The sequence below is a fragment of the Microbacterium sp. B35-30 genome, assembly GCF_010634855.1.
Classification (GTDB): Bacteria; Actinomycetota; Actinomycetes; order Actinomycetales; family Microbacteriaceae; genus Microbacterium.
This window is the reverse complement of sequence record NZ_MWLQ01000011.1, coordinates 362004-383507: the sequence shown is the minus strand read 5'-3', so window position 1 is coordinate 383507 and position 21504 is coordinate 362004. Positions and strand designations below refer to the sequence as shown.

At 70.8% G+C, this 21504-nt stretch carries 19 protein-coding genes; 13 read left to right on the top strand and 6 right to left on the bottom strand.

Going from position 1 to position 21504, the window contains the following annotated elements:
* Positions 1–4 precede the first annotated feature (4 nt).
* From B2K11_RS06130 to nirB, 4 genes are read right to left on the bottom strand one after another with little or no spacing between them, the layout of a single operon-like run.
* Positions 5–1141: a uroporphyrinogen-III synthase gene (locus tag B2K11_RS06130; RefSeq protein WP_163617346.1), complete on the bottom strand. Its 1137-nt coding sequence runs from the start codon at positions 1139–1141 to the stop codon at positions 5–7.
* A complete protein-coding gene (gene cobA, locus B2K11_RS06125) occupies positions 1138–1911 on the bottom strand; it encodes a uroporphyrinogen-III C-methyltransferase (protein WP_163617345.1) in 774 nt (257 codons plus the stop codon). The genes B2K11_RS06130 and cobA overlap by 4 nt, the downstream gene beginning before the upstream one ends.
* Positions 1908–2306, bottom strand: a complete 399-nt coding sequence (gene nirD, locus B2K11_RS06120) for a nitrite reductase small subunit NirD (protein WP_163617344.1) — start codon at positions 2304–2306, stop codon at positions 1908–1910. Before nirD ends, cobA begins: the two co-directional genes overlap by 4 nt.
* The gene (nirB, locus tag B2K11_RS06115; protein ID WP_239525769.1) at positions 2303–4882 is read right to left on the bottom strand and encodes a nitrite reductase large subunit NirB; all 2580 of its coding nucleotides are present in this window, start codon (positions 4880–4882) and stop codon (positions 2303–2305) included. Before nirB ends, nirD begins: the two co-directional genes overlap by 4 nt.
* Before the next feature lie 307 nt (positions 4883–5189).
* Between nirB and glgX the strand changes: the two genes are divergently transcribed.
* The 3 genes from glgX to treZ are packed head-to-tail and all read left to right on the top strand — an operon-like array spanning position 5190 to position 11491.
* Positions 5190–7403: a glycogen debranching protein GlgX gene (glgX, locus tag B2K11_RS06110; protein WP_163617343.1), complete on the top strand. Its 2214-nt coding sequence runs from the start codon at positions 5190–5192 to the stop codon at positions 7401–7403.
* Between the two features lie 12 nt (positions 7404–7415).
* The gene (treY, locus tag B2K11_RS06105; protein WP_163617342.1) at positions 7416–9761 is read left to right on the top strand and encodes a malto-oligosyltrehalose synthase; all 2346 of its coding nucleotides are present in this window, start codon (positions 7416–7418) and stop codon (positions 9759–9761) included.
* Positions 9758–11491, top strand: coding sequence for a malto-oligosyltrehalose trehalohydrolase (treZ, locus tag B2K11_RS06100; protein WP_204260022.1), 1734 nt, complete (start codon positions 9758–9760; stop codon positions 11489–11491). Before treY ends, treZ begins: the two co-directional genes overlap by 4 nt.
* Positions 11492–11493: 2 nt before the next feature.
* Here the strand turns inward: treZ and map are convergent, their stop codons facing one another.
* Positions 11494–12276, bottom strand: coding sequence for a type I methionyl aminopeptidase (gene map / locus B2K11_RS06095; protein WP_163617341.1), 783 nt, complete (start codon positions 12274–12276; stop codon positions 11494–11496).
* Between the two features lie 119 nt (positions 12277–12395).
* Here map and B2K11_RS06090 point away from each other — a divergent pair, with 119 nt between their 5' ends.
* The 9 genes from B2K11_RS06090 (at position 12396) to B2K11_RS06050 (ending at position 19594) form a co-directional block, all read left to right on the top strand.
* Positions 12396–12890 carry an MFS transporter permease gene (locus B2K11_RS06090; RefSeq protein WP_163617340.1) on the top strand — a complete coding sequence of 165 codons (495 nt, stop codon included), beginning with the start codon at positions 12396–12398 and terminating at the stop codon, positions 12888–12890.
* Positions 12891–13059: 169 nt separating this feature from the next.
* On the top strand, positions 13060–13404 hold the full coding sequence (gene rplS, locus B2K11_RS06085; protein WP_163617534.1) for a 50S ribosomal protein L19: 345 nt from the start codon (positions 13060–13062) through the stop codon (positions 13402–13404).
* 136 nt (positions 13405–13540) lie between these two features.
* The gene (gene lepB, locus B2K11_RS06080; RefSeq protein ID WP_163617339.1) at positions 13541–14317 is read left to right on the top strand and encodes a signal peptidase I; all 777 of its coding nucleotides are present in this window, start codon (positions 13541–13543) and stop codon (positions 14315–14317) included.
* Positions 14314–14973, top strand: a complete 660-nt coding sequence (locus tag B2K11_RS06075; protein ID WP_163617338.1) for a ribonuclease HII — start codon at positions 14314–14316, stop codon at positions 14971–14973. Before lepB ends, B2K11_RS06075 begins: the two co-directional genes overlap by 4 nt.
* 60 nt (positions 14974–15033) lie before the next feature.
* Positions 15034–15357 (top strand): DUF2469 family protein, encoded by a 324-nt coding sequence (locus tag B2K11_RS06070; RefSeq protein ID WP_163617337.1) that lies wholly within the window; start codon positions 15034–15036, stop codon positions 15355–15357.
* Positions 15358–15465: 108 nt separating this feature from the next.
* Complete coding sequence (locus tag B2K11_RS06065) at positions 15466–15834, top strand: YraN family protein (RefSeq protein ID WP_163617336.1); 369 nt, start codon at positions 15466–15468, stop codon at positions 15832–15834.
* Positions 15831–17354: a YifB family Mg chelatase-like AAA ATPase gene (locus B2K11_RS06060; RefSeq protein ID WP_163617335.1), complete on the top strand. Its 1524-nt coding sequence runs from the start codon at positions 15831–15833 to the stop codon at positions 17352–17354. Before B2K11_RS06065 ends, B2K11_RS06060 begins: the two co-directional genes overlap by 4 nt.
* Positions 17351–18541, top strand: coding sequence for a DNA-processing protein DprA (gene dprA, locus B2K11_RS06055; RefSeq protein WP_163617334.1), 1191 nt, complete (start codon positions 17351–17353; stop codon positions 18539–18541). The genes B2K11_RS06060 and dprA overlap by 4 nt, the downstream gene beginning before the upstream one ends.
* Before the next feature lie 147 nt (positions 18542–18688).
* Positions 18689–19594 (top strand): tyrosine recombinase XerC, encoded by a 906-nt coding sequence (locus tag B2K11_RS06050; RefSeq protein WP_239525767.1) that lies wholly within the window; start codon positions 18689–18691, stop codon positions 19592–19594.
* Positions 19595–19602: 8 nt separating this feature from the next.
* Here the strand turns inward: B2K11_RS06050 and B2K11_RS06045 are convergent, their stop codons facing one another.
* Positions 19603–20169: a M23 family metallopeptidase gene (locus tag B2K11_RS06045; RefSeq protein WP_163617332.1), complete on the bottom strand. Its 567-nt coding sequence runs from the start codon at positions 20167–20169 to the stop codon at positions 19603–19605.
* Between the two features lie 336 nt (positions 20170–20505).
* On the opposite strand from B2K11_RS06045, the gene rpsB reads away from it, so the two are divergent.
* Positions 20506–21474 (top strand): 30S ribosomal protein S2, encoded by a 969-nt coding sequence (gene rpsB / locus B2K11_RS06040; RefSeq protein WP_163617331.1) that lies wholly within the window; start codon positions 20506–20508, stop codon positions 21472–21474.
* The last annotated feature ends 30 nt before the right edge of the window (positions 21475–21504 follow it).

Below are 21504 nucleotides of genomic sequence, written 5' to 3'. Positions count from 1 at the left end.
CGGTTCAGACGGGGTCGACCACGTTGAGCCGGTAGCCCCGCTTGACGACCGTCTTCACGAGGTCGGGGACCCCCAGTGCTTCACGCAGGCGTGCGACGGCCATCTCGACCGCGTGGGTGTTCTCTCCGGACCGGGGGAGCGCCGCCTGCAGACGCGGCCGTGAGACGACGCCGCCCTGTGCGTCGAACAGGGTCGTGACGATGTCGGTGGCGCTTCGTGAGAGCGCGATGTGGCGACCGTCCAGCACGATCCCGCCGCTGCGCAGCTCGAGCCGGCCCGCGGATGTCGGGAGGGATGCCGCGCCCCCGCCGCCGAAGTGCGTCACCACCGCCCGGACGAGAGAGCCGAGGCGTCCGCGCTCGGCGATCAGCGGGTGCAGCCCCGCCTCCTGCAGCGGACCTGCCGTGATCGGACCGACCGCGGCCATGAGCACGCGTCGCTCGGTCTCGCGCTCGACGATCGCCTCGAGCGCGCCTTCGTGGCGAGCCGCGGTGACCCATTCGGCGGCGCCGGGTGCGGAGGTGAACAGCACGGCGTCGACCTCGCCGGCCGCAGATGCGATGACCGAGCGGGAGACGGCCGCGGGATCCGGCGGCGGGCCCCAGCGATACACGGTGAGGCTCACCACGTCAGCGCCGGCACGCGTGAACAGCTCGTCGAGCCCGTCGGCTCCGGAGCCGTGGTGCTGCACGGCGACGCGCCTGCCGGCGACTCCCTCGGCGAGGAGGAACTCGCCGAGCTCGACGGATGTCTCGGACTCCGCGACCCAGTCGGCCGTGAGTCCCGCCTGCTGGATCGCGCCACGGGCCTTGGGGCCGCGAGCGACGATCTGCGCGCGCGTGAGCGCCGCGTGCAGGTCGTCCAGCAGGCCAGCCTCGTCGGCCGCCTCCATCCAGCCCCGGAATCCGACGCCGGTCGTCGCGACCACCACGTCGGGCTGACGCGCGATGAGCTCTCGCGTCGCAGCGATCAGGGCGTCGTCGTCGATGTGGGGGACGATCGTCAGCGCCGGCGCGTGACGGACCTGCGCGCCGTGGCGTTCGAGGGCAGCGGCGAGCTCCGACGACCGACGGTCGACGGCGATGACGATCGTGCAGCCTTCGAGTGCGGCCGAGAGGGCGGGACGGGTGGTGGAGCTCAAAGGACGGTGTCACCTGCCAGCTGGTGTTCGGGCTGCAGCAGCCCGGCACGGGCGACGTCGCCCACGACGATGACGGCGGGGTTCCGGACACCGGCACGGCCGGCATCCACCACCACCGTGCCCAGCGTACTGCGCGTCGTCCGCTGATCGCGATGGTGTCCGCGCTCGACGATCGCGACCGGGCGGTCGGCCGGTACGCCGGCGTGCAGTGCGTCGGAGACGATGCGCGGCAGTGCGCCGACGCCCATCAGGATCACGGTGGTCACGCTGTCGTCGCGGAGCGCGGCGAGCGTGGCGTCGGTGACCTCGGATGGACCGTTGACGATGTGGACGGCGCCTGCGACACCGCGATGGGTGACCGGGATGCCGGCAGCCTGCGGCACCGCGATGGCGCTCGAGATGCCGGGCACCACGTCGACGGGGATGCCCGCAGCCAGACAGGCGGCGACCTCTTCGCCGCCGCGGCCGAAGACGAACGGATCGCCGCCTTTGAGGCGCACCACACGCTTGCCGTCCAGGGCGCGGGCGACGAGGAGGTCGTTGATCGCCTCCTGCGGCACGGGATGGTGCCCGGGGTGCTTGCCGACGTCGATGACCTCGACGCCAGGCCCCACGTGGTCGCGGATGTCGGTCGGACCCAGCCGGTCCATCACGACGACCTCAGCGCGCTGCAGCAGACGCCACGCCCGCAGGGTGAGCAGGTCGATCGGACCCGGACCGCCGCCGATCAGGTCGACGCGGCCGACCGTGTTCTTCTCCCGCCCGGTCATCCCTCTCCCTCCCAGCGGACCAGCACGTGTCCGTCGTCCACCGCGACGGGCCAGACGTGCAGGCTCAGGGGTTCCTTGCCCTGCGTGTCGAGGCACACGCCCGTCCGCAGATCGAAGACCTGCTTGTACATGGGGGACGCCACCGTCGGGACGTCCTGCCGTGTTCCGACGATGCCGCGCGAGATGACGTGGGCGTGACTGTAGGGGTCGAGGTTCGAGACCGCGTGTACGCGGCCGCCCGACCCGTCCGGTCCGTGGAGCAGGAACAAGGCGATCTGGGTGCCGCCCAAGAGGGCGGCCCGGCCGCGCTCCACCTCGAGGTCGTCGAGGTCGCACACACGCACCCAGCCGTCGGGAGCGGTGTACTCGGCCGTCTGCGGGTCGACGAGGGTCATCGGCGCACCTCCAGGGTCGTTCCGGCGATGAGCACGCGCGAATCGGTGCGCTCATCCTCGGTCGCGGGTCGGGGCTGTCCGCGCTCTGCCGTGTAGGCGAGCGAGGGGTCGGGGGTGGTCGGCGCGTTCACGAAGGACGCGAAGCGACGCAGCTTCTCGGGATCCTCGAGCGTGGCCTTCCACTCGTCCTCGTAGGAGTCCACGTGCGCGGCCATGGCGGCATCGAGGTCGGCGCAGATGCCCAGACTGTCGTCGAAGATCACGGCTCGGAGGCCCTCGATGCCGCCCTCGAGGTCCTCGAACCAGGGCGCCGTCCGCTGCAGGCGGTCGGCGGTGAAGATGTAGTACATCAGGAAGCGGTCGATCGCGGTGAGCAGCTCTTCGTCGCTGAGCCCCTCGGCCAGCAGCACCGCGTGGCGGGGCGTGAAGCCGCCGTTGCCACCGACGTACATGTTCCAGCCCGCCTCGGTCGCGATGACTCCGACATCCTTGCCGCGCGCCTCGGCGCACTCGCGGGCACAGCCCGAGACGCCGAGCTTGATCTTGTGCGGGGAACGCAGTCCCCGGTAGCGCAGCTCGAGCTGCACGGCCATGCCGACGGAGTCCTGCACGCCGTACCGGCACCACGTGGATCCGACGCACGACTTCACGGTGCGCAGCGACTTGCCGTAGGCGTGCCCGGACTCGAAGCCCGCCTCGACCAAGCGCTGCCAGATGTCGGGCAGCTGCTCGAGGCGCGCGCCGAACATGTCGATCCGCTGCCCGCCGGTGATCTTGGTGTACAGCCCGAAGTCCTGCGCCACCTTGCCGATCACGACGAGTCCCTCGGGCGTGATCTCTCCACCCGGGATGCGGGGGACCACCGAGTAGCTGCCGTCCTTCTGCAAGTTGGCCATCACGTGGTCGTTGGTGTCCTGCAGTGTCGCGTTCTCGCCGTCGAGGACGTGTCCGCGCACCAGCGTCGAGAGGATGCTCGCCAGCGCGGGCTTGCAGATGTCGCAGCCGCGGCCGGTGCCGAACCGCTCGATCACGGCGCTGAAGGTGGTCAGCCCCGACACGCGGACCGCGTCGAACAGCTGGCGGCGCGACAGATCGAAGTGCTCGCAGATGGCGTTGCTGAGCGCCGCGCCGGTCTTGGCGAGCTCGGTGCCGACGATCTTCTTGATCATCATCACGCACGAGCCGCAGGCGGCTCCCGCCTTGGTGCACGCCTTGATGCCGGCGACATCGGTGCAGCCCTCGTCATGGACAGCACCGCGGATCCGCCCGGCGGTGACGCTGTTGCACGAGCACACCAGCGCCTCGTCGGGCAGATCACCGGTCGGGGCCGCGACGCCGCCCTCGGGCATGAGGTACGCTGCCGGGTCGCCGCCGAGCGCGCCGCCGACGAGGGGACGCAGCGAGCCGTAGGCCGAGGCGTCGCCGACGAGGATGCCGCCGAGCAGGGTCTTCGCGTCGTCCGACAGCACGAGCTTCTTGTAGACGCCGGCCACCGGGTCGGCGTACGTGACGTCGAGCGCGCCCGGGGTCTCGGCGAAGGCATCGCCGAAGCTCGCCACGTCGACCCCGGAGAGCTTGAGCTTCGTCGACAGGTCGTACCCGGGGAAGGTTGCCTCGCCGCCGAGCAGCCGCGTCGCGGCGACCTCCGCCATCGCGTAGCCGGGGGCCACCAGGCCCACGCACATCCCGTCGAAGTTGGCGACCTCGCCGATCGCGAGCACCCGTGGGTCGGAGGTCTGGCAGCCGCCGTCGATCAGCACGCCGCCGCGGTCGTGCACATCCAGGCCCGCCGCGCGGGCGAGCTCGTCGCGCGGCCGCACGCCCACCGTGAAGACCACCACGTCGGTCCGTTCATAAGAGCCGTCGCGGAACTCGAGGCCGGTCACCTGCCCCGATCGATCAGGGTCCAGGCGCGTGGTGACCGTCTCGGTCTTGACCGCGATGCCGCGGGACTCGATGAGGCGCCGCAGCGCGTTGCCCGCCGGAAGATCCAGCTGCGCCGACATCAGCCGGTCGGAGGACTGCACCACCGTGCAGGCGACGTCGAGCCCCTGGAGCGCGCCCGCTGCCTCGAGGCCGAGCAGGCCACCGCCGATCACCGTGCCGACGAGCGGGCGACCGAGCTCGGCCGAACGTCGCTGCACGAACTCCTCGAGCTTCTCGACGTCGTCCAGGGTGCGGTAGACGAAGCAGCCTTCGAGGCCGAAGCCGTCCACGGCGAGGCGGGCGGCATAGGAGCCGGTCGCGAGGACGAGCCGGTCATACGCGGCGCTCGTGCCGCTGCGCATCGTCACGCGGCGCGCCGAGCGATCGATACGGGTGACGGCGTCGCCTCGCACGAATCGCACGCGGCTGTCTTCGAGGATCGCGCGCTCGAGCTCGAGATCCTCGGCGGATGCTCCGGCGAAGAATCCGGTCAACCCCACGCGGTCATAGGGGTGACGCTCTTCCTCGCCTATCAGCGTGATGCGCCACTGCTCGCCGGCCCGGCTCAGCAGGCTCTCGACGAAACGATGCGCGACCATGCCCGCGCCGACGACCACCACATGGGTGCCGAGGGCGGGCATCTCGCTCATGTCGTCACCGTACGCGGCTGATGTTGCGGCAGCGTCAGCGTCATGTTTCCGGCTGTCGACGGGGTCCCGGTGGGCCATGGCTCCTCCTCAGGGGGGAAGGTCTCGGTGACGGCGACGCTACGAGCGTGGTGTTTCACCCCCCGACCACCCGCCGTTACCCCGAGCGAACTTTTCTCTCACAGGCCCCCGCGCCGCGGTGTGAGAACCGGGGGAGCCGAGCGCATATCGTCCCGGTGCGGCAAGCGCCACCCCGCGCCGCCGTTCGCTCACGCCCGCTAGGGTGAAGGCCCCGCCGAATGGAGGTCGCATGCAGGTCTGGCCAGGTTCCCCGTACCCGTTGGGGGCGACGTTCGATGGCAGCGGCACCAACTTCGCGCTGTTCAGCGAGGGCGCCGAGCGCGTGGAGCTCTGCCTCTTCGACGACGACGGCACCGAGACACGCGTGGATCTCGTCGATGTCGACGCGTTCGTCCACCACGGTTACCTGCCGACGATCCAGCCGGGGCAGCGCTACGGATATCGGGTCCACGGCGAGTACGACCCCGCCGGCGGCAAGCGGTTCAACGCGAGCAAACTGGTGCTCGACCCGTACGCGAAGGCCGTGGAGGGACAGGTGCAGTGGGGTCAGCCGGTGTTCGGCTACAACTTCGGAGAGCCCGACTCGCGCAATGACGAGGACTCCGCGTCCCACCAGATGATGGGTGTCGTCGTGAACCCGTACTTCGACTGGAGCGGCGACCGCCAGCCCAAGACGCCGTACGCGGAATCCTTCATCTACGAGGCCCACGTGCGAGGCCTGACGAAGCTGCACCCCGCCATCCCGGAAGAGATTCGCGGCACCTACAGCGCGATCGCGCACCCGGCGATCATCGAGCATCTCGAGAAGCTGGGCGTGACGGCGATCGAGCTCATGCCGGTGCACCAGTTCGTCAACGACTCGGGCCTCGAGGAGAAGGGCCTCGCGAACTACTGGGGCTACAACACCGTCGCCTTCCTCGCCCCGCAGAACACCTACTCCTCCAGCGGGCAGCGCGGCCAGCAGGTGCAGGAGTTCAAGGCGATGGTCAAGACCCTGCACGCGGCCGGCATCGAGGTGATCCTCGACGTGGTCTACAACCACACCGCCGAGGGCAGCCATCTCGGTCCGACACTGTCGATGCGGGGCATCGACAACGAGGCGTACTACCGGCTCGAGGATGACGACAAGCGCTACTACACCGACTACACGGGCACCGGCAACAGCCTGAACGTCGGCAACCCGCACACGCTGCAGCTCATCATGGATTCGCTGCGGTACTGGGTGCTCGAGATGCACGTAGACGGCTTCCGCTTCGATCTGGCGTCGACGCTCGCGCGCGAGTTCTACGAGGTCGACCGCCTTGCCGCCTTCTTCGAGCTGGTGCAGCAGGACCCGGTGGTCTCGCAGGTGAAGCTGATCGCAGAGCCCTGGGATGTGGGGCCGGGCGGCTACCAGGTCGGCAACTTCCCGCCCCAGTGGACGGAGTGGAACGGTCAGTACCGCGACACGGTGCGCGACTTCTGGCGCGGCGAACCTGCGACCCTCGGCGAGTTCGCGTCCCGGCTCACGGGCTCGGCGGACCTCTACGAGCACTCGGGTCGCAGGCCCGTGGCATCCATCAACTTCGTCACCGCTCATGACGGCTTCACGCTGCGTGATCTCGTGTCGTACAACGAGAAGCACAACGAGGCCAACGGCGAGGACAACAGGGACGGTGCCGACGACAACCGCTCGTGGAACGCCGGCGTCGAAGGACCGACCGACGATCCTGACGTGCTGGCGCTGCGCGCCCGCCAGCAGCGCAACTTCATCGCCACGCTGCTGCTGTCGCAGGGTGTCCCGATGCTGCTGCATGGTGACGAGCTCGGCCGCACCCAGGGTGGGAACAACAACGGCTACGCGCAGGACAACGAGGTCACCTGGGTCGACTGGTCGGCACCGGATCAGCCGCTCCTGGAGTTCACCGCAGCCCTGGCGCGGCTGCGCCGCGAGCACCCGACCTTCCGTCGCCGGCGCTTCTTCGACGGCCGACCCGTGCGCCGCGAAGAGGGTGCGCCGATCCCCGACATCGGGTGGGCGCGTCCGGACGGATCGCAGATGCAGCCGGAGGACTGGGACTCCGGATTCGGACGTGCCGTCGCCGTGTTCCTCAACGGGGACGGCATCCGTGAGCGCGACCGCCGGGGCGAGCCGATCTCGGACGCCCACTTCATCGTGCTGTTCAATGCAGGTGAAGGTACGGTGGACTTCCTCATCCCGGCCGTGGAGTTCAGTCCGGAGTGGGACGTCATCGTCGACACCGCGGGGGTCCATGCCGACAGCGACCCGATCGAGCCCGGTTCGACGCTGTCGGTGCCGGGCCGCTCCCTGATGGTGCTGCGCGAACACGAGCTTCCCGAAACGCCGGTCGACCACTCCGTCGCCGCGTCGCTCGCGGCCGCGAACCCCGTCGGAATCGACGAGGTGCCAGGCGCCGCACCGCGCGCAGAGCTGCGTCACTGAGGGGGAACAGGCATGCCCGGCACGCGTCCCGCCTCCACGTACCGTCTGCAGATCCGCCCGTCCTTCACCCTCGACGACGCCGTCGCGCTGCGCGGCTACCTGAGCTCCCTCGGGGTGGACTGGGTGTATCTCTCGCCCCTCTTGACCGCGGCCGCGGGCTCCGACCACGGCTACGACGTCGTGGATCCGACCTCTGTGGACCCGGCTCGTGGCGGTAAGGCGGCGCTCGAGCGCGCCTCCCGTGGCTTCCACGACGCAGGGCTCGGCATCCTGGTCGATATCGTCCCGAACCACGTCGGTGTCGCACGCGCCGACGAGAACCCGTGGTGGTGGGATCTGCTGACCCATGGGCGGGGTTCCCGCTGGGCTGCGGCGTTCGACATCGACTGGGACTTCGGCGGCGGCAAGGTACGGTTGCCGGTCCTCGGCGAAGACATCGAGCAGGCGGCGACGACCGGCGCACTGCGCGTCGACAGTGGTGAACTCCGGTATTACGAGCACCGGTTCCCGCTCGCGCCCGGGAGCGCACCGTCGGAGCACGAGGATGTCCTCGCCGTGCATGCGCGGCAGCACTACGAGCTGATGTCGTGGCGGCGGGAGGCGTACGACCTGAACTACCGCCGGTTCTTCGGCGTCTCGAGTCTCGCGGCCGTGCGCGTGGAAGACCCGGTGGTGTTCGAGGCGAGCCACGGCGAGATCGGCCGCTGGTTCGCCGACGGCATCGTGGACGGCCTGCGGGTGGATCACCCCGACGGACTGCAGGCTCCGGTGGAGTACCTCGAGCGCCTGGATGCGCTGACCGGGAGCGCGTACGTCGTGGTCGAGAAGATCCTCGAGCACGGTGAGAACCTGCCCCAGTTCTTCGCGGCCGACGGCACGACCGGCTACGAGGTTCTGGCCGCCATCGACCGCGTGCTGATCGATCCCGATGGCGGGGCGGAGCTCGACGTGCTCGATGCCCGGCTGCGCGAACGCTCCGGCCTTCCCTCGACGCGGCCGTGGCCCGAGGTCATCGCGGGCACGAAACGAGCGATCGGTGAGGGGATCCTGCGCTCGGAGGTGCGCCGGCTCACCCGCGACCTCGGCGCGCCCGACGACGCCGCGACCGAGGACGCGGTCGTCGAGCTGCTCGCGCGCTTCCCGGTGTACCGGTCCTATCTGCCTGCCGGACGTGAGCACCTCGACCGCGCGGCGGCTGAGGTCCGCGCCCACCGTCCCGACCTCGGGGGAGCGCTCGACGGTGTGCTGACCGCACTCGCCGACCCCGGGCATCCCGCCGCCCTCCGCTTCCAGCAGACGAGCGGCATGGTGATGGCGAAGGGCGTCGAGGACACCGCCTTCTACCGGGCGACGCGGCTGGGCACGCTCACCGAGGTGGGCGCCGATCCGTCGGTGTTCGCACTCTCGGTCGACGGGTTCCACGCCGCCCAGGCCGCGCGGCACGCGGCCTGGCCGCACGCCATGACCACGCTGTCTACCCACGACACGAAGCGAGGCGAAGACGTGCGGGCCCGGCTGGCGGTGCTGTCCGAGATCCCCGAGCGATGGGGCGAGGTGCTGTACGAGCTGACGGATGCCGCCTCCACCGGCCACGGACCCTTCGACGCCCTGCTCTGGCAGGCCCTCGTCGGTGCGTGGCCCGCGTCTCGCGAGCGCCTGCATGCGTATGCCGAGAAGGCCGCCCGCGAGGCGGGCGAGGCGACGACCTGGCTGGAGCCGGATGCGGCGTTCGAGCGTCGCTTGCACGCGGCGGTGGACGCGGCCTTCGACGATCCCGCGGTGGCGGCGCGGCTCGAGTCGTTCGTCGCGGAGATCGAGGGCGCCGGATGGTCGAATGCCCTGGCGGCGAAGCTGCTGCAGCTGACCGGGCCCGGCGTTCCCGACGTGTACCAGGGGAGCGAGCTGTGGGAGCAGAGCCTGGTCGATCCCGACAATCGCCGTCCCGTCGACTTCGAGGAGCGGCGGCGTCTGCTCGAGCGGATCGACGCCGGCGAGCACCCGATCGTCGATCGGACCGGCGCCGCGAAGCTGCTCATGACGTCGCGCGCGCTGCGGCTCCGTCGCGATCGCCCCGAGCTGTTCACGCGCTACACGCCCATGACGGTGGTCGGAGCGGCGGCGGAGCACGCGATCGCGGTCGATCGCGGCGGCGCCGTGGCGGTGGCGACGCGCCTCCCCGTCGCACTGGCGCGGCGAGGCGAGCTCACCGGATCGCCGTGGGGCGACACGACCCTGCTGCGCCACGAGGGGCCGACCGTCGACGTCCTCACCGGTCGGGAGTTCACCGGTCACATCGCGCTGGCGGAGCTGCTCGACGTCTATCCGGTCGCGCTGCTCGTCGCGGGTGAGCCGTCGTGATCCCCGAGGTCTGGGCGCCTCGGGCATCGAAGGTCGCGCTGCGCGCACCAGCGCGCGGCGAAGACGCCCCGATGACCCGCGAGGACGGCGGCTGGTGGCGCGGCCGGCTCGAGCTGGCCGGCGGTGAGGAGTACGGCTTCGTCATCGACGACGCCGTCGTCGCGCGACCCGATCCGCGGTCACGGCGTCAGCCGCGCGGGGTGCACGGACTCAGCGCCGTCTTCGACGCCGCGGCCCACGAGTGGTCCGACTCCTCTTGGACGGGGCGGCAGCTCGCCGGCGGGGTCGTCTACGAGCTTCACATCGGCACCTTCACCCCCGAGGGAACATTGGATGCCGCCGCCCGGCGCCTCGGGCACCTGGTCGACCTCGGCATCGACTTCGTCGAGCTGCTGCCGGTCAACGCCTTCAACGGCGTCCACAACTGGGGCTACGACGGCGTGCTCTGGTACGCCGTGCACGAGCCGTACGGCGGCCCGGCGGCGTATCAGCGCTTCGTCGACGCCTGTCATGCGGTGGGGCTCGGCGTGATCCAGGACGTCGTCTACAACCACCTCGGCCCGAGCGGAAACTACCTGCCCGAGTTCGGACCGTACCTCCGCGACGCCGATTCGAACGCCTGGGGCTCCTCGGTGGACCTCGACGAGTCCGAAGTGCGGCGTTACATCGTCGAGAACGCCCAGATGTGGCTGCGCGACTACCACGTCGACGGGCTGCGGCTCGATGCCGTCCATGCGCTGAAGGACAGCGGGCCGGTGCACATCCTGCAGGAGCTGGCGGAGTCCGTCGATGCGCTCAGCACGCACCTCGGCCGGCCGCTCACCCTCATCGCGGAGTCGGATCTCAACGACGCCCGGCTCATCTCGGCGCGTGAGGCCGGCGGCTACGGGCTCACCGCGCAGTGGAACGACGACTATCACCACGCTCTGCATGTCGCGCTCACGGGGGAGACCACCGGGTACTACGCCGACTTCGCCTCGCTCGCCTCGCTCGCGAAGGCCTCCACCCGCGGCTTCTTCCACGACGGGACGTGGTCGTCGTTCCGCGGTCGCGCGCATGGGCATCCCATCGATCCGCGCATCCCCGTCTGGCGGCTCGTGACCTTCTCGCAGGATCACGATCAGATCGGCAACCGGGCGGCGGGCGACCGCTTGTCGCAGACCCTCGACGAGGGCGGCATCGCGATCGCCGCCGTGCTGACCGTGCTCTCACCGTTCACGCCGATGCTGTTCATGGGCGAGGAGTGGGCGGCGTCCACGCCGTGGCAGTTCTTCACGTCGCACCCCGAATCAGAGCTGGGCGCAGCGACCGCGCGCGGGCGCAAGGCCGAGTTCGCACGGATGGGCTGGGACGAGTCGCTCGTGCCAGACCCGCAGGATCCCGAGACGTTCCTGCGGTCGAAGCTGCGCTGGGACGAGAAGGATGCCGGCACCCACGCCCGCATCCTGGGGCTCTACCGCGATCTCCTCGCGCTGCGACGCGCACGCCGCGAACTCACCGACCCGGACTTCCACGCGCTCACCGCGACCGCCGACGACGGCGCGCGATGGTTCCGGATGCGGCGTGGCGGCACCGAGATCCTGGTGAACTTCTCGGCCGACCTCGCACGTCTGCCCGTGGACGGCTCGCGGCGGCTGCTGCTGTCGACCGACGCCGCCGCCACGTCGGACGACGGCTTCGTGACGCTGCCGCCGCGCTCAGCGGTGGTTGTCGCGTCCCCGGCCGACTGAGCTCAGCGGACGCCGAGGAACGAGCGGTCCGAGAGGATGAGCGGACCGTCCTCGGTGATGGCGACAGTGTGCTCGGAGTGGGCGCCGCGGGAGCCATCGGCCGAGCGAAGCGTCCAGCCGTCGGGATCGGTCACGAGCTGGTCGGTGGTCTGAAGGAACCACGGCTCGAGTGCGAGCACGAGCCCCGCCCGCAGCGGATAGCCGCGCCCGGCCTTCCCGTCGTTGGCGACGTGCGGGTCCCCGTGCATCTCCCGGCCCACGCCGTGGCCGCCGAAGTCGGTGTTGATCGAGTAGCCGTCGCCGTGGGCGACGGCGGCGATCGCGGCGGAGATGTCGCCGATGCGGTTGCCGACCGTGGCGGCCGCGATCGCGGCTTCCAGCGCCCGCTCGGTCGTGTCGATCAGCGCGATGTCCTCGTCTCGCGGAGTGCCCACGACGAACGAGACGGCGGAGTCGGCGACCCAGCCGTCGATCGACACCGCGAAGTCGAGCGACACCAGATCTCCGTCGCGGAGGGCGTAGTCGAAGGGGAGGCCGTGCAGCACCGCGTCGTTCACCGATGTGCAGATGACCTTGCCGAACGGGCTGGCGCCGAACGACGGGTGGTAGTCGATGTAGCACGACTCGGCTCCGGCCCGGCGGATCAGTTCATGCGCGCGACGATCGATCGCCAGGAGGTTCGTGCCGACCTTGGTCTCGTCGCGCAGCGTCGCGAGCGTCTCGGCGACGAATCGCCCGGCGGGCTTCATCGCCTCGATCTCGGCAGGTGTGCGCAACTCGATCATGTGGAGTTTCCTCTCGTTCCCCGTCCATTCTGTCGGACGCGGCGGCTCCGGGCTGGGAGGATGCCCCGTGGCCCGCGCATGCGTGCCACCACCCGCCTCCGCGGCGTACCATCAGAGGCATGTGGCTGCGTCGCGCGTTCTTCGGCTGGCTCATCCCGGCGGCCTTCCTGCTGCCGCTCTGGCTCTTCGTCGGATGGGCCGTCTTCAATGCCGGCGGGTGGGCGTTCCTCTGGGTGCTGTTCCTCGCGATCCCCGGCGTGTTCGTCTGGCAGCTGATCCTCACGCTGCTGGTCCGGGCGCGCGGGACAGTGCGCGCGCACCGCGCGGTCTCGTGGTGGGACGTCCTCGGGTTCACCGTCTGGCACGGTCTGGTCATCTCCCTCGGCTTCTTCGACGAGGCCTGGTGGGCGCCCCTGATGGTGGTGACGATCCTCGCCGGCGTCGGGCTGTTCTGGCTCGAGCTCTGGCAGCTGTGGAGTGAGGCGCGGCCCACGAGGATCGTGCTCCGCACGTCCGACGGGCTGGCCTACATCCCCGCGCAGGCGGATGCGCCGGAGGCCGCGGAACGCGAGGTCATCGTCATCACCGAGAAGCAGACGCCGCCCGCGAGCTGACGTGTTTTGGCGGGGTGCGGCATCCATGGCAGAATGGATGTTTGTGCCCTGACCGGTTCTGCCTCAGGGGAATCAGCTGTACGGCGTCACGCCGGAGGCCTGCGGCACTTCACATCCTTCTACAACCCTTCCCGTGGTCGACCTGTGGCGGCCGCAGAGAGAGACGATCATGCAGATCCTCGACGCCGTCGATGCGGCTTCACTCCGCTCCGACATCCCCGACTTCAACGCCGGCGACACCGTGAAGGTGCACGTCAACATCACCGAGGGCAACCGCTCGCGTATCCAGGTCTTCCAGGGCGTCGTCATCGGCCGCTCCGGCGACGGCGTTCGCGAGACCTTCACGGTCCGCAAGATCAGCTTCCAGGTCGGCGTCGAGCGCACCTTCCCGGTGCACTCCCCGGTCATCGACCACATCGAGGTCGTGACCCGCGGTGACGTGCGTCGCGCGAAGCTCTACTACCTGCGCAACCTCCGTGGCAAGAAGGCCAAGATCAAGGAGAAGCGCGGCTGACGCCCGCTGCCTGCAGCATTTTCTCGAAGCCCCGGACCCTCTGGCGTCCGGGGCTTCGTCCGTTCTCCGTGCGGGCCGGAATGTGCGACCCTTGAAGACGGGTCGCCGCGACCGCCGGCATCCGCGAAGGAACTCCATGACGACCGAGAAGTCGGCTCCCGCCGAGCCGGCGCCCGGGCCCCAGCCTGAGGCGACCATTCAGCCGCGTCGTCGGGGCTGGGTCGTGTTCCTGCGCGACGTGATCGTGATCATCCTGATCGCCGTGCTGGTCTCGCTCGTGGTGAAGACCTTCCTCGTCCGATCGTTCTACATCCCCTCCGGTTCGATGGAGGACACCCTCCACATCAAGGACCGGATCCTCGTCGACGAGATCACCCCCGACTTCGGCGGGTACGACCGCGGCGACATCGTGGTCTTCCAAGATCCCGGCGGCTGGCTGCCGCCGAGCACCGAGCCCGCGCGGCCACCGATCGTCGAGGGCGTGGAATGGGTGCTGTCGCTCGTCGGCCTCGCCGCTCCTGACAGTGACGATCACCTCGTCAAGCGGATCGTCGGGCTCCCCGGCGATCACGTCGTCTGCTGCAACGCCCTCGGCCAGATCACAGTGAACGACGTGCCGATCGACGAGAGCGCCTACATCAAGCTCCCGGCGGGGGAGTCCGCGGCATCCGGCGATGCGTTCGACATCGTGGTCCCCGACGGCAGCCTCTGGGTGCTCGGCGACAACCGCTACCGCTCGAAGGACTCGCGGTACAACACGGACCAGCCCGGAAAGGGCTTCGTGCCCCTCGACAACCTCGTCGGGCGCGCCTTCCTGGTGACGTGGCCGTTCGATCGCTTCGGGCTCCTCGACTTCCATCACGACGTCTTCGCCGGCATTCCCGATCCGGAGCCGGAGGGCGGCGAGCAGTGACCGTCGCCGAGCCTCGCCTCACCCTCGAGCGCCGTCTCCTGCGGGAGCACACGCTCGTGATCGCGTGCGACGAGGTCGGCCGGGGCGCACTGGCCGGACCGGTGGCCGTAGGCGCCGCCGTTGTGGATGCTCCGCGCTCGCGCAAGCGCATCCCCCAGGGGCTGCGCGACTCGAAACTCGTCCCCGAGCCGAAACGCGCAGACGTGGCCGCCCGTGCCGCCTCCTGGGTCGCGGCGAGCGCTGTGGGCTGGGCGAGCTCCGAGGAGATCGACGAGATCGGCATCATGCGCGCCCTCGGTCTGGCGGCGATCCGCGCGATCGCCGATCTCCGCGCCCACGGGGTCGTGCCCGAGGACGCGATCGTGATCCTCGACGGCAACTACGACTACATCCGCCCCGCAGGCGCGTGGGGGCTGACCGTCCAGCCGGTCATCAAGGCCGACCGCGACTGCGCGTCGGCGGCTGCGGCATCCGTCATCGCCAAGGTCGCACGCGACCGGCTCATGACCGAACTGCATGACGAGCTGCCGGCGTACGAGTGGGCGCGCAACAAGGGGTACGCGAGCCCAGATCACCGCGAGGCCATCCGCACGCACGGCATCAGCCGGCACCACCGCGCGTCGTGGTCGATCGCCGACGCACCGACGCTCTTCTAGCGTTCGCCACGCGCGGACCCGGATCGCCGCGCTTGTCCGCGCCCATAGGATGGAACCACCATGGATGACGAGGTCTTCGAAGACTACGACCGCGAACTCGAGCTCGCACTGTACCGCGAGTACCGCGATGTCGTTTCGCAGTTCCAGTACGTGATCGAGACGGAACGGCGCTTCTACCTCGCGAACGAGGTGAACGTCGTGCGCCGCGACACCGAGCACGACTTCTACTTCGAGATCTCGATGACCGACGTCTGGGTGTGGGACATCTATCGTGCCGATCGCTTCGTGAAGGCCGTGCGCGTGCTCACCTTCAAGGACGTCAACGTCGAAGAGCTGTCGCGCCGCGACTTCCACCTTCCCGAAGAGCTGTCGCTCGACACCTGAGCCGCCGGCTCCTCCCCAGCCGTCGCGATTCCGGGACCCGTTCCGAGTTCTGAACGGATGCCGCAGCCGCGCGTCCGCGCGCGTATCCTGGCGCGCGACGATGCCGGAATGGCAGACAAAGACGTGCTCGGCCGCGCGGGCGAAGACCGAGCCGCGCGGTACTTCGAGCAGCAGGGTTTCACCGTCCTCGATCGCAACTGGCGGTGCCGCGAGGGGGAACTGGATCTGGTGGTCGCCGATCGCGCCGCGGTGGTCGTGGTCGAGGTCAAGACGCGCAGGGGCGAAGGGTTCGGGCATCCGTTCGAAGCGATCGATGCCCGCAAGCGCGTGCGGCTCTGGCGCCTCGCGATCGCCTGGGTGGGCGCGCACCGCGACCTGGTGCAGGGGCGCCGGCTGCGCATCGACGCGATCGGGCTGACCGGCACGGAGCCGGCGACAGCTCGGCTCGAGCACCTCGTCGACGTGGAGGTGCCGTGAGCGTCGCGCGCACGTGGGCCGTCGCGCTCGTCGGTGCCGAGGGCGAATGCGTCGAAGTCGAGGCCGATCTGTCGCAGCAGACGCCGGAGTTCAAGATCATCGGGCTCCCCGACAAGGCGCTCGGCGAGGCCGTGCAGCGGGTGCACAACGCGTGCGCCAACAGCGGCACGCCGATGCCGCGGCGGCGGCTCACGGTGAACCTGTCGCCGGCCAGCCTGCCGAAGCAGGGCTCCGGCTTCGACGTCGCGATCGCGGTGGCGTCGCTCGCGACGGAATCGTCGATGAACCCGTCGTCGGTGGCGTCGGCGGTGCATATCGGCGAGCTCGGCCTCGACGGCCGGCTGCGTCCGGTGCCGGGGGTCCTGCCCGCTGTGGTCGCGGCCCGACGCGCGGGGCATCGCCGCGTGGTGGTGCCGCACGCCAACGGGGCCGAGGCTGCGCTCGTCGGGGGGATCGAGGTGCTCGCCGCGGTCAATCTCGCCCAAGTGGTGTCGTGGCACGGCGGCGACGTCGAGGTCCCCGACGAGGAGCCCGTCGCCCTGCCGGACGACGAGCCGGAACCCGGGTCCACCGTGGATCTTTCGGAGGTGATCGGCCAGCGCGACGCGGTCGAGGCGCTCATCGTGGCCGCGGCGGGCGGCCACCACCTGCTGATGTGCGGGCCGCCCGGCGCGGGGAAGACCATGCTCGCGCGTCGGCTCCCCGGCATCCTGCCGGCACTCGACGACGGCGCCGCGCTCGCGAGCGCCTCGATCCGCAGCCTCGCCGGATCCCGCGTGGTCGAGCTGTCGCGCACCCCGCCGTTCGAGGCGCCGCACCACAGCGCGAGCGTCGCCGCACTGGTGGGCGGCGGCACGCGCTTCATCCGCCCCGGGGCGATCGCGCGGGCGAGCGAGGGTGTGCTGTTCCTCGACGAAGCCGGCGAGTTCGCGTCGAGCGCGCTCGACGCGCTGCGGCAGCCACTGGAGTCCGGCTCCATCACGATTCACCGGGCGGGTGCGCAGGCACAGTATCCGGCACGCTTCCAGCTGGTGCTCGCGACGAACCCGTGTCCCTGCGGGGACTACGGCATCCGGGGTGGCACCTGCACCTGTCCGCCTGCCGCGATCCGCCGCTACCTCGGCCGGCTGTCCGGGCCGCTGCTGGACCGTATGGACATCGAGCTGACGCTGACCAGGGTGTCCGTGGCGCAGCGCGACAGCGGGCCGTCGATCTCGACCGCCGCCGCGCGTGACCGTGTCGCCGACGCGCGGGCGCGCGCCCGCCACCGGCTGGCCGGTACGCCCTGGCGGGTGAACGCCGACGTGCCGGGATCGTGGCTGCGCGAAGGACCCGGTGCGCCGGCGCCGGTGGTTCGACGTCCGCTGGATGCCGCCCTGCACCGCGGCGCGCTCACGCTGCGCGGCTACGACCGCGTGCTGCGTGTCGCCTGGTCCATCGCCGACATCGAGGGGCGCGCGCAGCTCAGCGCCGAGCACATCGGCCGCGCGCTCTACCTGAAGAAGGGACTCGCCCTGTGACCGCGTTCGATCTCAGCGCCGGCGCCGCGCGGCGCGCCCTGGCGCCGACAGGGGCAGACGACGACCGCGACGACGCCCGCGAGCGATATGCGACAGCGGTGTGGTGCCAGCTGATCGAGCCGGGGGACTCGGTGGCGGGTCGCCTCATCGCCGCTCGTGGCGCCGCGCCCGCGCTCGAAGCCGTCCTGGCCGAGGGGACGCTGCCCGACGTCACCCCGCGAGAGCTGGCGGAGGGGCGCAAGCGCTGGCTGCCGCGCCTGTCCGCACGCGCGGTCGCCGACTCCCTCACGACGGCCGCGGCGCGAGGCGTCACGCTGGTGACGCGGAGCGACCCGCAGTGGCCGAATCAACTGGACGACCTCGACGCGCACGCGCCGGTGTGCTTGTGGGTGCGCGGCGATGTCGCTGCGCTGCGCCGGCTCGAGGCTTCCGTCGCGATCGTCGGCGCCAGGGCCGCATCGCGCTATGGCGACCACGTGGCGATGGAGCTCTCGGCCGAACTCGCCGGTCGCGGCATCGGCGTGGTGTCGGGCGGCGCGTACGGCATCGACGGCGCCGCGCATCGCGCGGCGCTGTCCGCGGGCGGGCTCACGGTCGCTCTGCTCGCCGGTGGCGCGGACCGCTCATACCCCGCCGGTCACACCCAGCTGATCGACGACATCGCAGAGCGCGGTGTCGTGGCGAGCGAGGTGGCGTGCGGCTCCGCGCCGACGAAGTGGCGATTCCTGCAGCGCAACCGGCTGATCGCCGCCCTTTCGGCGGCGACGGTGGTCGTCGAAGCCGGGTGGCGCAGCGGCTCGCTCAACACCGCCGGCCACGCGGCCGCGCTGTCGCGGCCGCTCGGCGCCGTCCCCGGTCCCATCACCTCCGCGACTTCGGCGGGTACGCATCGCCTCATCCGCGAGTACGGCGCGCAGTGCATCACCGGCGCCGACGATGTGCGCGAACTGCTGGGGATGGGTTCCGGGATGGATGACCATGCCGGCGTCCAGACCGGGTACACCGGTGAGTCGACGCGCGTGATGGACGCGCTGAGCACGCGCGCGTGGCGGGAGTCCGCCGACATCGCACGGCGCGCCGGAATGGCGGCGGATGCGGTCGAGGGCCTTCTCGGGCTGCTGCGCCTCGATGGCTCCGTCGAGGCGGGTGCCGACGGCTGGAGGCTGACGCGGAGGGTGGGTGGCTGACGCGGAAAGGCCTCCGGACGGCTGGGCGGCTGACGCTGCGGGTGGCTGGCGCGGCGGCGTCCGCGCGCGGCGTCGGCACGCGGCGGAGGCGCGTGCTCGGGCGGGTCGCAGCGTCGTACACCGGGGATGCGGGAGCAAGCTGGAGCCGTGGAGATCATCGAGGGAGCAGAGGCGTACCTCCGCCATCTGAGCGAGGTGCGCCGGCTGTCACCGGCCACGGTGAGGGCGTACCGCGCCGACCTCGCCGGACTCGCCCTCGCGTGCGGAGACATCGACCTCGCCGTGGTCGACCTCGACAACCTTCGCGAGTGGCTGTGGCAAGCGGTGCAGCGCGGCGACAGCCGCGCCACCATCGCGCGCCGCACCGCCGCCGTGCGCGGCTTCTTCGCGTGGGCGACCGAAACCGGGGTCGTGCCGACGGACCCCAGCCTGCGGCTCGTCGCCCCCAAACGCGGCCGGACGCTGCCGAAGGTCGCCACAGCGGACGCCCTGGACAGCGTGCTCGAACGGCTCGAGGCGGCGGCCGCCGAGGGCGACCCGCTCGCCCTGCGCGACCATGCGATGCTCGAGATGCTCTACGGCGCCGCGCTGCGCGTGTCGGAGCTGTGCGGGCTGGACGTCGACGACCTCGATCGTGACCGGCGCACGGCCCGTGTGCTCGGAAAGGGTTCGAAGGAGCGGGTCGTCCCGTTCGGAGTCCCGGCGCTGCGCGCCATCGACGCCTATCTGGTGCGCGGCCGACCGGCGCTCCTCGCCCGGCGGACCGGCGACCCCGTCGCACCGGCGCTCTTCCTCGGCGCGCGAGGCGGCCGCATCGGGCCGCGGGCGGTGTACGACCTCGTCTCGCGCGAGCTGGGTCCCGAGCTCGGAGCTCACGTCGGACCGCACGCGCTTCGCCATTCGGCAGCGACGCACCTGCTCGACGGCGGCGCCGACCTTCGCGCCGTCCAGGAGATCCTCGGCCACGCGAGCCTCGGCACGACGCAGATCTACACCCATGTCTCGAGCGAGCGTCTGGCCGCCTCCTACCGTCTCGCGCATCCCCGAGCCTGAGCCTGTGGTCAGCAGCAGGTCAGCAGCACCGCTCGCGGGACGCCGCCCAGAAGCACGAGCGGATTGATGTAGGAGCCGTCCAGGCGCACCCCGAAATGCAGGGCGCCCAGGGCGGTGTGGCCGCCGGTGGACACGGTCCCCGCCTCAGCGCCGGCGGCGATCGGCGTGCCGGCGAGAAGGGCGGAGTCGACCGGCTCGAGGGTTGAGACGAGCCCCCCGCCGTGATCGATCGTGAGGATGCCGCGCCCGGCGACCTGCCCCGAGAACGCGACGACGCCCTCGGCCGGCGCGCGCACGATGTTCTCGCCCAGCACCGTCAGGTCGATTCCCCTGTGGCCGGGGCCGTACTCGTGAGGCGGTGCCACGAACGGGCGCTCGAGGCGGAACGGCTGCACCGGCCACAGCCACCGCTCCGCCCTGGAGACCGGTCCGCCGCCCGCCGCCGCCATTGCCTCATCGGCCCGCCCGTCCGCCCGCGCGGTCTCTGGCGACCAGGCGGCGGCAAGGCACAGTGCCAGGGCGCACGAGGCGACCGCGCGAGCGCCCCGGCCGATGATGCCTGCGGACCTCGTCATGATCCGACCATCCCGTACGGCGAGGGCGCGTTGCTCGGCGCGACGCGGACCCGTGGAGAACCGTGGCCGCACACCGGCGGGGGAGGAGGGTCGGCCCGGTCCGCCTGCTGATACACTGGATGCGCACTCCGCATGTCGGGGTGACTCCGCGTGCCCACAGCGCCGCACATCCTGAGTCTGACGAAGGATGCGGCGCGGCATCCACTCCCTACGGTCTCTGCGAACGCTCACGAGCGGGCGCGGGGTGGGAATGTGCCGGGCACCAGGCTCGCCGGCCCCACGCCGGCGCGAGAACAACCGCAACAGGCGCACACGCGCCGGAACAGGAGAACGGCCATGGCCGTCGTCACCATTCGCCAGCTGCTCGACAGCGGCGTGCACTTCGGACACCAGACCCGCCGGTGGAACCCGAAGGTCAAGCGCTTCATCCTCACGGAGCGCAGCGGCATCCACATCATCGACCTGCAGCAGTCGCTCACGTACATCGACAAGGCGTACGAGTTCGTCAAGGAGACGGTCGCCCACGGCGGCACCATCCTCTTCGTCGGCACCAAGAAGCAGGCGCAGGAAGTCATCGCCGAGCAGGCGACCCGCGTGGGCCAGCCCTACGTCAACCAGCGCTGGCTCGGCGGTCTGCTCACCAACTTCTCGACGGTGTCGAAGCGTCTCGCTCGCATGAAGGAGCTCGAGGAGCTCGACTTCGAGAACCCGGCTGAGAGCGGCTTCACCAAGAAGGAGCTGCTCCTCAAGAAGCGCGAGCTCGACAAGCTGCACAAGTCGCTCGGCGGCATCCGCAACCTCCAGAAGACCCCGTCGGCCATCTGGGTCGTGGACGCCAAGCGCGAGCACCTCGCGATCAACGAGGCATCCAAGCTCGGCATCCCCGTGATCGGCATCCTCGACACGAACGCCGACCCGGACGAGTTCCAGTACCCGATCCCCGGCAACGACGACGCGATCCGCTCGGTGGGCCTGCTCACCCGCATCATCGCCGACGCCGCCGCGGAGGGCCTGATCCAGCGTCACCAGCCCACCGACGAGGCCGCTGACGCGGAGCCCCTCGCCGACTGGGAGCGCGAACTGCTCGAGCAGGGCGCCGCAGCCGCTGAGAGCGACGCCGTCGAGCTCGCCACCGAGGCCCTCGTGGTCGAGGCCATCGCCGAGGAGCTCGCCGCCGAGGGCGACGTCGCCGACGCCGTCGTGGCCGAGGCCATCGCCGAGGAGCTCGCCGCTGAGGCCGTCGTGGCCGAGGTCATCGCCGAGGAGCTCGAGGCTGAGGCCGAGGCCGGCAAGGCCGACGCGTAATCGCATCTTCCCGCCCGGCGGAGTCGTCTC

Bases quoted from the DNA above. Each gene is read 5' to 3' on its own strand.
- map (WP_163617341.1), bottom strand. From the start codon at position 12,276: ATGATCGAGTTGCGCACACCTGCCGAGATCGAGGCGATGAAGCCCGCC.
- lepB (WP_163617339.1), top strand. From the start codon at position 13,541: ATGACGACCGAGAAGTCGGCTCCCGCCGAGCCGGCGCCCGGGCCCCAG.
- nirB (WP_239525769.1), bottom strand. From the start codon at position 4,882: ATGAGCGAGATGCCCGCCCTCGGCACCCATGTGGTGGTCGTCGGCGCG.
- rplS (WP_163617534.1), top strand. From the start codon at position 13,060: ATGCAGATCCTCGACGCCGTCGATGCGGCTTCACTCCGCTCCGACATC.
- B2K11_RS06065 (WP_163617336.1), top strand. From the start codon at position 15,466: ATGGCAGACAAAGACGTGCTCGGCCGCGCGGGCGAAGACCGAGCCGCG.
- rpsB (WP_163617331.1), top strand. From the start codon at position 20,506: ATGGCCGTCGTCACCATTCGCCAGCTGCTCGACAGCGGCGTGCACTTC.
- nirD (WP_163617344.1), bottom strand. From the start codon at position 2,306: ATGACCCTCGTCGACCCGCAGACGGCCGAGTACACCGCTCCCGACGGC.
- B2K11_RS06090 (WP_163617340.1), top strand. From the start codon at position 12,396: ATGTGGCTGCGTCGCGCGTTCTTCGGCTGGCTCATCCCGGCGGCCTTC.
- treY (WP_163617342.1), top strand. From the start codon at position 7,416: ATGCCCGGCACGCGTCCCGCCTCCACGTACCGTCTGCAGATCCGCCCG.
- B2K11_RS06045 (WP_163617332.1), bottom strand. From the start codon at position 20,169: ATGACGAGGTCCGCAGGCATCATCGGCCGGGGCGCTCGCGCGGTCGCC.
- cobA (WP_163617345.1), bottom strand. From the start codon at position 1,911: ATGACCGGGCGGGAGAAGAACACGGTCGGCCGCGTCGACCTGATCGGC.
- B2K11_RS06070 (WP_163617337.1), top strand. From the start codon at position 15,034: ATGGATGACGAGGTCTTCGAAGACTACGACCGCGAACTCGAGCTCGCA.
- glgX (WP_163617343.1), top strand. From the start codon at position 5,190: ATGCAGGTCTGGCCAGGTTCCCCGTACCCGTTGGGGGCGACGTTCGAT.